We start from the raw sequence: 6,358 nt of genomic DNA on the forward strand, positions 1-6,358 counted from the left end.
GGCGGGACGAGACACAAGACCGCCAAAGAAAAAGGCGACCCCGAAGGGCCGCCTTGGAATACATGTCGCAGGTGGCGGGCTTATGCGCCTTTGTCAGCCTTGCGTGCCGCTGTCGCCGCCGACGTGGCCGCCGAGGTGGTCGGTGCCGCAGGGGCCGCCTGAGCGGAGGCGGTGGCCGCAGGAATAGCCGGCTTGGAGCCGTTGTTGAGCGGATCGTCGGCACGCTGTACGGAGCCTTCGAAATGTGCGCCGCTCTCGATCGCGATGGTCTTGTGGATGATGTCACCCTCGACCTTTGCGGTGGAGGTCAGACGGACTTTCAACCCGCGCACACGACCGATCACGCGACCATTGACGACCACATCGTCGGCCACCACTTCGCCACGGATCGTGGCGGTTTCACCAACGGTGAGCAGATGGGCGCGGATGTCACCCTCAACCGTCCCCTCGATCTGAATGTCACCGGTCGTCTTGAGGTTTCCGGTAATGGTCAGGTCTGTGGACAGTACGGATACGGCCGCTTTGGGCTTTGCCGCAGGGGCCGCATAATCAGGGACTGCCGGTTTGGCACTCGCTGCTGCGGTTTTGCTCGCAGTTGTATCGAGTTTTTGGTCACCTTCGCCCTGTTTCGGGCCGGGTTCATTGATCCTGCTTTTAGAAAACATCGTTGGCAGCCTTAATGTAAGTCATCGGATTTACAGCCGTTCCGCCAACGCGCACTTCATAGTGCAAGTGTGTGCCGGTAGAGCGACCAGAGTTTCCCATAGCACCAATTTGCTCTCCGCGCGATACCCTTTGGCCAACTTTCACGAGAAGTTTTGACTGGTGGGCATAGCGCGTTTCAATTCCAAATTCGTGTTGGATTTTCACAAGGCGGCCATAACCGGACTGCCAACCGGCATAGGTTACGACGCCATCGGCGGTGGCATAGATCGGCGTGCCGTAAGCGGCGGCAAAGTCTGTGCCCTCATGCATCCGGCCCCAACGGGGGCCAAAGCCGGACGTGTAGCGGAAGTTGTTTTTGACCGGCAGGGCAAACGGCGCTTTTTGCGCGGCGATGCGGTAAAGGTTCAACCGGTCCATTTTGTCGAGGATGCCGTTGGCACGTTCGCTGTCGTGATCCAGATGGCCAGAGGTCGAAAAGGTGATCGGTGTGAGCGGGCCGCCCTGACCGGAATAGGCGTTGCGCACGGTTTTGATCAGGCTCTCGGTCGACAGGCCCGCGTTGCGGAACATTTTATCGAGCGGGGCGACCGAAAGTGTCATCGCATCTTCGAGTTGGGAGAAAATCCGGTCGTTTTTCTCTTCCATCAGTTTCAATTCGACCTGAAGCGTTTTGGCTTGGGTGACGGCCTGATGGGCGTCAACAACCATCGCGTCGCGCTCGGCGGAGGTGGCGCTCAGCGCGGAGGCCAGCACATCAACGGTTGCCTCCATGTCTTTACTGGTGACGCCTGTGGGGCTCACATCGGTGCCGTTGACCTGTGCGGCCAGAGTTTCCTGTGCCGCGATGGCGTCATCGCGGACCTTGAGCGCATCGCGTAAATTGGCCTGTGTCACGTCGATACCGGTTTCCAGTTCGCGCACGCGCTCCTCGGAACTCAGCAAATTCGACTGCATCACGGAGATCTGTTTCAGGGCGGTGTTGAACCGTGCCTGTGCGGCGGCGGCCTCGGCGGCGCGGGTGTCGCGCTCGCTGGCCAACTGGCTCAGGCGGGTTTCAAACAAAACCAGATCGCGGTTGGCCTGTTCGCGCAAATTGCCCGACCCGATGGCATCCATGAGAATAATCGAGGTGGCGATGGTCATCCAGACGATGGTGACGGAGGTGCCGAACACCACGGCCAGTTGCGTGAGCGGCGACAGACGGAGGTAGCGGGTGTCATTGTCAGAGCGCAGAAATACCCGCTTTTCGGGCAAACGGCGCTCAAGCATGTGATTGAGCTGTCTAATCATGTTTTATCAACCGTCCTCAGGTCCATCCCACCCGATCCTGCCTTTTTCGCGAACCGGTTACCGAAGTCCTTACAAAACGATTCCCCGCGGGGCAACGGTTTACGGCCTTTTTGTGAGCAGGTCGGCGGAACCCCCTGTGATTGGGCGGTTTTATGCCGAACCGTGCCCCGCGCGTTGTGCCTCCTGCGGCGCCCTGTCGCACATATGGTAGGGCGGCCCTGACAAGACCCCGGGGGATCCGGCATTTGCTTTTGCACTTTGCCGCGCCTTGTGTGGCATTGCGGCCCCTGTTCGGGCAGGGCTGCGCATGGTGTCTTGCTGTCAGGCGTTCGCAAGCGGCCAGTAGAAATCGGGCGGAATGCCGGCCTCGGCCCGTTTTTCCGCATTGAACGGCGGGCGCAGGGTCGAATGGAAATACTGCTGCACAAGGCTGTGAAACGTCACCTTGGGGTCAAGGTTCTCGCGTCCGCACAGGAAATGGAACCACTTGGATCCGTAGGCCACATGCGCGACTTCCTCGTCGTAGATCACCTCCATCGCCGCCACGGTTTCGGGATCTTTGGCCTGTTTGAAAATCTGGATCATCCCCGGTGTCACATCAAGTCCACGGGCCTCCAGAACCATCGGGACAACCGCCAGACGCCCCATGATGTCCTGCGCGGTATCCTCGGCGGCACGCCACATGCCGGCGTGGGCGGGCAAGGCGCCGTAAAAGGAGCCAAGCGCCTCCAGACGATCACAGATCAGGTTGAAATGTTTGGCCTCTTCGTCGGCGGATTTCACCCAGTCGTCGTAAAACCCGATCGGGAACGGCACATGGGTGAACCGCGCGATGATGTCCCAATGCAGGTCCACGGCGTTGAGTTCGATATGGGCGATGGCGTGCAGGATGGCCAGACGGCCCTCGGGCGTTCCGGGCTTGCGTTTGGGCACGTCACGCGGATCCAGAAGCGCGGGGGCCGCGGGGCGGGCGGGCTGCATCGGCGGGGTGGCGGTGCCAATCCCGATCGGCGTGCCTGCGTCACGGGACGCACGCCAAGCGGCGGCGTGCTTATGCGCCAGTGCGGTCTTTTCGCGCCCGTCGGCGGTGCGCAGAACCTCGTCGGCCATCTGTGCCAATGTCAGGGTCATGCGCGGGCCGCCTCAAGCACGGCACGGGCGTGATCCGCCACTTTGACCTTGGGCCAGACCTGTGCGATTTTTCCATCCCCGTCAATGAGATAGGTGGTGCGCACGATGCCCCAAAAGCTCTTGCCATACATCTGTTTCTCGGCCCACACACCGTAGTCCTCGCACACTGTGCCCTCCGCGTCCGACAGCAACGGGATGTCCAGATTATGCTTGGCGCAAAAATTGTCGTGTTTTTTCACACTGTCCTTGGAGATGCCGAACACCAACGTGCCTGCCGCGGCAAATTCGTCCTTGAGCGCGGTGAAATCGAGCGCCTCGGTGGTGCATCCGGGGGTGTTGTCTTTGGGGTAGAAATACAAAACAACCTTTTGTCCGCGCAAATCAGACAGGGTGACACGGTCGCCACCATCGCGGGGCAGGGTAAAATCGGGAGCGGTTTGGCCTGTTTCCAACATGTCGTTTTCTTTCTCTCTTGATCTGTTTGGCGTTGATTGCCCTTGAGGTTTAGTTTTATGCGCAGATCAGACAAGATGAAACCGTGTGCGGCCCGTGTCGTGCGCCCCTCTCCATTTCCGTCAGGGTTCCGTAAGATAAGTGAGCGAACTGTTCCAACGATATGAGTGACGCACCGCACGCCCCGTCCGAACCGCAGGCAGATGCCCCGCTGACCATGCCAACCGATGCGTTGGGCATGGGGGAGGGCGATGTGCGGCCAAAGGGGCGCAAACGTAAACACGCGGTGCGGTTCTTTGTCTGGATGGTCAGCGGGTTGACCATCCTTGCGGTGGCGTTGGGCCTTGTGATCCTGTCCATGACAGAGCGCGAATTGATCCTGCCCGCCGCCGTTACGGATAAAATCGAGGCGCGGGTGAACCGTGATCTGGGCGGGGCGCGGGTGTCGATCGGCCAGTTGGTTGTGCGCGTTGACGAAAATTTTGTGCCGCGCGTGACGGCCCGTCATTTGGGGATTATTGACCCCTCGGGGGCGGAACTGGCGCGGCTCAATTCCCTGCGGGCGGTCCTGACCAAAGAGGGCGTGATGGCGGGGGATTTTACCCCCAACATCCTGCGCCTTTCGGGGGTGCAAATCACTGTGCGCCGCTCGGTTGACGGGACATTCGCATTGGCGTTCGGGGGCGCGGGCGCAGCTGTGGGATCGGCCGCCGAGGTTCTTGCGGCCATTGACGCCGCCTTTGCCCAAGCGCCGCTGTCGGAGGTCTCCACGGTTGAGGCCCGCGACATCACCGTGACCCTGGAAGATGCGCGCACGGGGCGCATCTGGCAGGCCACCGATGCCATCGTTACCCTTAAGAATAGCGATAAAACCATTGATATCGCTTTGGATTTCGACCTGTTCAATGGCACCGAAAACCTCGCCGAGGCCCGGTTCCAGTTCCAGTCGCGCAAAGGCTCCCTGGCCACAACGATTGCGCTTCAGGTGACGGATGCGCCCACGGCGGATTTCGCGCTGCAATCGCCCGCACTGTCGTTTCTATCGCTGATCGAGGCCCCCGTGTCGGCCTCCATGCGGGCCAAAATCAATGGCGACGGCCTGTTGGCCTCCTATTCCGGCGCGTTGGAAATCGGTGCGGGGGATTTTCGCGGCGGTGCAGGGGCCACACCGCTGACGTTCGATGGCGCAAAGGGCTATTTCGACTATGATCCTGTCACGGAACGTATCCAGTTTGCAGAGCTGTCGATTGCCACCGATGCTGTGGATTTCAAAGGCCACGGGGCGCTGTTGCTGCGTGATTTCGTTGGCAACTGGCCACAACGGTTTGTCGGCCAGTTGCAGGTCAACGAATTGATTGTGTCCCCCGAGGGCATGTTTGCCGAGCCGCTGCGGTTTGACGAGGGCTCGGTGGATCTGTCGTTCTCCTCCGCGCCGTTTACGGCCGATATCGGACAGGTGGCGCTGCGCCACGGCGATGTGTGGTTGCGCGGATCGGGATCGGCACATGCCCGTGCGGACGGGTGGCATTCGGGGCTTGAGGCCCATGTCGACAGTCTGGATATTGACGATCTTATGGCGCTCTGGCCGCAGGGGGCGGTGGCCTCGACCCGCGACTGGTTGGCCAAAAATATCACCGGAGCGACATTTGGCGGTCTCGACCTTGCGCTGCGGTTCGCGCCGGATCTCCCCGCTCCGGACGGCTATCTGGATTGGCGGTTCGAGGATGCAACGGTTCATTTTATCAACGGCTTACCCCCTGTGACCGGCGGGTCCGGCTATGGAACGATTTCAAACAACGAGATGACCCTGTCCGTGGGCGGTGGCGTGATCACGGCGCCTCAGGGCGGCGACATCGCGGTGGCCGGAACCGTGGTCAGCATCCCCGATATCACCAAGTTGCCCGCGACGATGGTGGTCGATCTCGCGACGGCGTCACCGATGGAGGCGGCGCTGTCGTTGATGGCGCAAAAACCGTTCTCGATCCTGAGAGCCGCCAGTTTCGGGCCGGACGTGGCACAAGGACGGGCGCAGATCGAGGGGCGGATTGCCTTTCCGCTCAAGAAAAAGGTGCTGATGGAGGACGTGGAGTTCACGCTCTCGGGACGGTTGCGCGATGTGGTGTCGACCTCACTGATGGCGGGGCAAACCTTGCGCGCGGCGGCTTTGGAGCTTGCGGTGGACGGCACGGGCCTGACGATCAAGGGACCGACACAGATCGACACCGCACAGTTTGACGGGCAATGGCGCAAGACCTTTGGCCCACAGCACGCGGGGCAATCGGGTATTTCGGGGCGTGTGACACTTGATCAGGCGTTCCTCGACACCTTTGATATTGCGCTGCCTGACGGGGCGGTGACGGGGGCGGCGGTGGCGGATCTGACGGTGGCGCTGCGCAAAGGTGACGCACCTGCCTTTGTGCTGACCTCTGATTTGACGGGGGCGGAGCTGTCGATTGCGCCGCTCGGGTGGCGCAAACCGGCGGGTGACGCGGGGGTGCTGCGTGTCGAGGGCACGGCGGGCGACCTGCCCGAGGTTACGGATCTTTCGGTCGAGGCGGCGGGGCTGAGTGCCACGGGCGGAACGGTGACATTACAGCGCGGGGGCAGGTTGGACCGCGTGCGGTTCGAGCGGGTTCAGCTAGGCAATTGGCTGGACGTCGGGGCGAGCTTGATCGGGCGCGGCGCGGGCGAGGCCGTGGGCGTCGAGATTGCGGGCGGAACACTTGATCTGCGCCGCGCCACCTTTGGCGGAACCGCTGCGGGGGCTTCGGGTGGGGCGGGGGGGGCGGTTGTGGCCCTGCTCGATACGCGGCAGGTC

5 protein-coding genes are annotated in these 6,358 nt (G+C 61.6%); 1 reads left to right on the forward strand and 4 read right to left on the reverse strand.

Annotated features, from left to right (window positions below; all coding sequences use genetic code 11):
* Nucleotides 1-80: 80 nt before the first annotated feature.
* The 4 genes from ACN0Q0_RS10140 to bcp all read right to left on the reverse strand — a co-directional run bounded on the left by ACN0Q0_RS10140 (nt 81) and on the right by bcp (nt 3,542).
* Nucleotides 81-665: a bactofilin family protein gene (locus tag ACN0Q0_RS10140; RefSeq protein ID WP_417243266.1), complete on the reverse strand. Its 585-nt coding sequence runs from the start codon at nt 663-665 to the stop codon at nt 81-83.
* The gene (locus ACN0Q0_RS10145) at nt 655-1,956 is read right to left on the reverse strand and encodes a DUF5930 domain-containing protein (protein ID WP_417243267.1); all 1,302 of its coding nucleotides are present in this window, start codon (nt 1,954-1,956) and stop codon (nt 655-657) included. The genes ACN0Q0_RS10140 and ACN0Q0_RS10145 overlap by 11 nt, the downstream gene beginning before the upstream one ends.
* A gap of 321 nt (nt 1,957-2,277) precedes the next feature.
* On the reverse strand, nt 2,278-3,087 hold the full coding sequence (locus ACN0Q0_RS10150; protein ID WP_417243268.1) for a ferritin-like domain-containing protein: 810 nt from the start codon (nt 3,085-3,087) through the stop codon (nt 2,278-2,280).
* Nucleotides 3,084-3,542, reverse strand: a complete 459-nt coding sequence (gene bcp, locus ACN0Q0_RS10155; RefSeq protein ID WP_417243269.1) for a thioredoxin-dependent thiol peroxidase — start codon at nt 3,540-3,542, stop codon at nt 3,084-3,086. Before bcp ends, ACN0Q0_RS10150 begins: the two co-directional genes overlap by 4 nt.
* 161 nt (nt 3,543-3,703) lie before the next feature.
* Here bcp and ACN0Q0_RS10160 point away from each other — a divergent pair.
* Nucleotides 3,704-6,358 (forward strand): DUF3971 domain-containing protein (locus ACN0Q0_RS10160; protein WP_417243270.1); only part of this gene is annotated, 2,655 nt, incomplete at its 3' end.

This window comes from Celeribacter sp., assembly GCF_048259695.1.
In the GTDB taxonomy this organism is placed as follows: Bacteria; Pseudomonadota; Alphaproteobacteria; order Rhodobacterales; family Rhodobacteraceae; genus Celeribacter.

What these genes read in the sequence shown, in the direction of transcription:
- ACN0Q0_RS10145 (WP_417243267.1), bottom strand. Translation starts at nt 1,956, where the DNA reads ATGATTAGACAGCTCAATCACATGCTTGAGCGCCGTTTGCCCGAAAAG.
- ACN0Q0_RS10150 (WP_417243268.1), bottom strand. Translation starts at nt 3,087, where the DNA reads ATGACCCTGACATTGGCACAGATGGCCGACGAGGTTCTGCGCACCGCC.
- bcp (WP_417243269.1), bottom strand. Translation starts at nt 3,542, where the DNA reads ATGTTGGAAACAGGCCAAACCGCTCCCGATTTTACCCTGCCCCGCGAT.
- ACN0Q0_RS10140 (WP_417243266.1), bottom strand. Translation starts at nt 665, where the DNA reads ATGTTTTCTAAAAGCAGGATCAATGAACCCGGCCCGAAACAGGGCGAA.